5 protein-coding genes are annotated in these 3510 nt (G+C 70.4%); 2 read left to right on the top strand and 3 right to left on the bottom strand.

Annotation, left to right across the window (positions count from 1 at the left end; translation table 11 throughout):
• Nucleotides 1–35: 35 nt before the first annotated feature.
• Nucleotides 36–497, bottom strand: coding sequence for a DUF5709 domain-containing protein (locus ACS04_RS30015; protein WP_048479945.1), 462 nt, complete (start codon nt 495–497; stop codon nt 36–38).
• A 151-nt stretch (nt 498–648) separates the two neighbouring features.
• Complete coding sequence (locus tag ACS04_RS30010; RefSeq protein WP_048479975.1) at nt 649–861, bottom strand: DUF6480 family protein; 213 nt, start codon at nt 859–861, stop codon at nt 649–651.
• 222 nt (nt 862–1083) lie between these two features.
• On the opposite strand from ACS04_RS30010, the gene ACS04_RS30005 reads away from it, so the two are divergent.
• Complete coding sequence (locus ACS04_RS30005) at nt 1084–2313, top strand: hypothetical protein (RefSeq protein ID WP_158977661.1); 1230 nt, start codon at nt 1084–1086, stop codon at nt 2311–2313.
• Nucleotides 2314–2323: 10 nt separating this feature from the next.
• Nucleotides 2324–2455 (top strand): hypothetical protein, encoded by a 132-nt coding sequence (locus ACS04_RS40165; protein ID WP_280921037.1) that lies wholly within the window; start codon nt 2324–2326, stop codon nt 2453–2455.
• 120 nt (nt 2456–2575) lie between these two features.
• Here the strand turns inward: ACS04_RS40165 and ACS04_RS30000 are convergent.
• Nucleotides 2576–3510, bottom strand: a 935-nt coding sequence (locus ACS04_RS30000) for a chitinase (RefSeq protein WP_048479943.1), incomplete at its 5' end; no start/stop codon positions are given.

The following is a 3510-nucleotide window of genomic DNA, read 5'->3' as shown; positions in this document are numbered from 1 at the left end:
CGGCGCGGTGCGGTGCGCGCGGACGGTGCGGCCTGCTACGGCTGCCCCTCCTCGGGGTCCTCGATGACGTGGATGGCGGCTTCCTCGGCCGAGGCGGCCCCCGCGTCGATGCCCACGTCGTGGGCGAGGACGGAGTTCTCATGGGGCCAGGCGGTGGCCGGCGCCAGCCGTCCGGCGCGCTCGTCGCCCGCCTCCGGGTCCACCGGCTCTCCCTCCCCGTCGACCAGGTCCCCGATGCCGTCCCCCGGCGGGGGCTGCTGGTCGGGTTCCTCCCGGGCGAGGCGTTCGTCGAGGGTCTCGCCCCTCCGCAGCGCTTCGCCCGTGGTGTCGTCCCCCTGCCTCGCAAGGGGCCGCTCGGGCGGCGAGTAGCCCTGGTCGAGGACGGCGTCCGTGCCGGGCTCGCCGAGGCTGTCGTCCATGTCGGGCTGCAGCTCGGAGGGCTCGGCCTCGGGCTGCGGCTGGTAGACGTCATCGCCGCGGGCACTGGTCTCGCTCATGCCTGTCCTCCGTTTCCGTGGCAGCGGTCGGATGCACCGCGTGCTCTTGTTGACCCTCCCCGGAAATGCGGCGATCACGCGGATCCGGGGCGTCTCCTCGCCCGACCCGGCGGAGCGGTGGGCCTTCGGGCTCAGCGGTGGGCCTCGCGGCTCACAGGTTCAGGATGATGGCGTAGGCGAGGAAGAACAGGGCGAACACCAGGGCGATCGTCCAGATCACCACGAGGGGCCCCGTACCCCAACCGCGTGACAGAGGGCGGTACGGACCCGTCTCCGAGCCGGTGCTCGACTCCCCGGGCGGGGTCTCGCCGGGCGGAGTCCCCTGGCGCGGGTCGGGGCGGGAAGCCGGGGTCGATACGGACATGACGTGCACCTCCTCGAACCCGTCTGCCTGGCGGAGGCGCCGGTACCGGCCCGGCACGCGGGCGCAGGAACGGGTACCCGGCTCATACCCGCCTCCCCACCCCTCACTCCTGTCCCACGCCGGGGTGGCCGGCGGCCGGCGATCGACCACCGCCGCCACCCGAGGCCCGGGCCCGGGAGCGGCGGGCGGGTGACCGGGCCGCACCCGTGGTTCCATGGCGGCGTGGTGATCGATCTTGTGCCGCCCGCGCGGACCGGAGCACCGCTCCGCGAGGGGCTGCACCGTCTGGTGCCTCCGGTGGTCGCGTGGCTGCTGGGGAACCTCGTCACCTGGCTGGTCGCGGCGCACTCCGCCGCCGGGGACGGGTCCAAGGTCGCGTACTGGTCCACTGCCGGTCGACGCCGCTGGGATTCCGAACATTATCTGGCCATCGCCAAGACCGGCTACGAGATGTTCTGGTGCCGGGACCGCTACGCGGATTTCCCCGATGTCATGTGCGGGAACGTCGCCTGGTTTCCCGGCTATCCGATGGCGGTCCGGGCGGTTTCCGCCACCGGATTGCCCTACGAGACCTCCGCGGTTCTGGTGGCCGAGGCATCCCTGTTCGGCATGTTCGCGGTGCTGTGGTATCTGCTCGGTGCCCGGCTCACCTGGGCCTCCGGCCTCACCCTCGCCATCGGTGTGGTCTTCCCGGGCGCCGTCTACTTCCACGCGATCTTTCCGATCGCCACGGGTACGTTGGCGTTGCTCGTCTGTGTCGCCGGGGTGAGACGCGGTTCCTGGGGGATGGCCGCCGCCGGTGGTTTCGCGGCGGCCTCCTGCCACCTGGTGGGTGCGGTCGCGGTCGGCATGCTCCTGTTGAGCGCGCTCTTCGCGTGGCAGCGGGACGCGTGGCGGGTGCGGATCGCGAAGGCCGTGGCATCGGCGGCGATCGCCGGGTGCGGCGTCCTCTGGGCCAAGTGGCTGATGTGGCAGGCGACGGGCCGGTGGGACGCGTACGAGGCCCTCCAGAAGTCCAGTTACCAGCAGAGCGGGGTGCGCCAGCCGTTCGACGAGATGCGCAACGCCTACGGTTTCCCGTTCGGCGATTGGTACCGGCCACAGGGGCATCTGCCGTGGCTGGTCGAGCACAGCCTCGGTGCGCACAGGAGCCAGCTCTGGCTGAACGTGATCTTCTTCCTGCTGGTGGTGGCGACGGCCGTCGTCCTGCTCGTGCGCGATCGCCGGCTCGGCCCCGACGAATGGGCGGCGCTGATCCTGACGGTGGCGATCTTCCTGCTGCCGTTCTTCGCCGGTGCGGAGATGTCGTGGTACCGAAACCACGCGCAGATGTTCGTCGGACTCGTACTCGTGCACCGCATGTCCCGGTGGATCCAGGTGCCGTTACTGGTGCTCTGCTCGGTCCAGTACGCCTTGCTGTCGTCGATGTTCTTCGCCGGAGTCCTGGTGTGACGAGGTGTGGGTGCTTCGCTCGTGGGTGCTGTGCGCCGACTGCGATCTGTGGGCCACCAAGGTCGCCGGGCCCCCGGCCCTCATCCACGCATTGCTGAACGACGGGGAGATCGAGGCGGTTCGTCTGCCGTGGGCGCACTGACGACCCGGCCGGGGCCACCGGCCGCCGCCGGTGCGACGAGCTGATCGGACTGCTCGCCGCACTGGCGGGCCCTCACCGTCCCAGTGCGGTGCACCGGGACGGTGAGGGGTCAGCGGGGGGTCATCGGTTCTGCAGGGACTTCACGTTGTCGCCGAAGGTCCAGCCCTTCGAGCCGTCCCAGTTGACCGACCACGTCATCAGCCCCTTCAGGGTTCCGCCGTGGGCGTTCCACGACTGGGCGACCAGGCTCGGCGCCATGTGGCCGCCGCCCGCGCCGGGCTGGGCGGGCAGGCCGGGCACCTGCTTGTCGTAGGGCACCTTGACGGTGGTTCCCTGGATGGTCAGACCGTTGTTCAGGCAGGTGGTCTGCGCGGTGAAGCCCTGGACGGTGCCGGCCTGGTAGGAGTCGCCGGAGCAGCCGTACATGCTGCCGTTGTAGTACTGCATGTTCAGCCACCACAGGCGGCCGTTGTCGGCGTACTTCTTGATGATCGGCAGGTAGGCGCCCCAGATCGATCCGTAGGTGACGCTTCCACCGGTGACGTACGCGGTTTCGGGGGCCATGGTGAGGCCGAAGCCGGCCGGCATCTGCGCGAGGACGCCGTCGATGATGCGGATCAGGTTGGCCTGGGAGGCGGACAGCGTGTTGATGTTGCCGCTCCCGGACAGGCCGGTCTCGATGTCGATGTCGATGCCGTCGAAGTTGTACTTCTTCAGGATCGGGACGACGGTCGCCACGAACTTGTCGGCGACGGTGGCGGAGCTCAGGTCGATGCCGGCGGCGGCGCCGCCGATCGACATCAGGAGGGTGGCCCCGGCCGCCTTGGCCTGGCACATCTCGGCGGGGGTCGAGACCTTGACGCCGGCGTCCATGCCGTCCTGCCACAGGACGGTGCCGTCCGAGAGGATCACCGGGAAGGCGGCGTTGATGACGTTGTACCCGTGCGCGGCGATCCGGCTGTCCGTGATGGGGATCCAGCCCATGCCGGGGTGGACTCCGTTGGAGGCGCCGTCCCAGTTCTCCCAGTAGCCCTGGAGGACCTTGCCCGACGGCC

It is taken from the genome of Streptomyces roseus (assembly GCF_001044425.1).
Classification (GTDB): Bacteria; Actinomycetota; Actinomycetes; order Streptomycetales; family Streptomycetaceae; genus Streptomyces; species Streptomyces roseus.
The sequence above is the reverse complement of the archived record's forward strand: the minus strand, read 5'-3'. Positions and strand labels throughout refer to the sequence as shown.

What these genes read in the sequence shown, in the direction of transcription:
- ACS04_RS30015 (WP_048479945.1), bottom strand. Translation starts at nt 497, where the DNA reads ATGAGCGAGACCAGTGCCCGCGGCGATGACGTCTACCAGCCGCAGCCC.
- ACS04_RS30010 (WP_048479975.1), bottom strand. Translation starts at nt 861, where the DNA reads ATGTCCGTATCGACCCCGGCTTCCCGCCCCGACCCGCGCCAGGGGACT.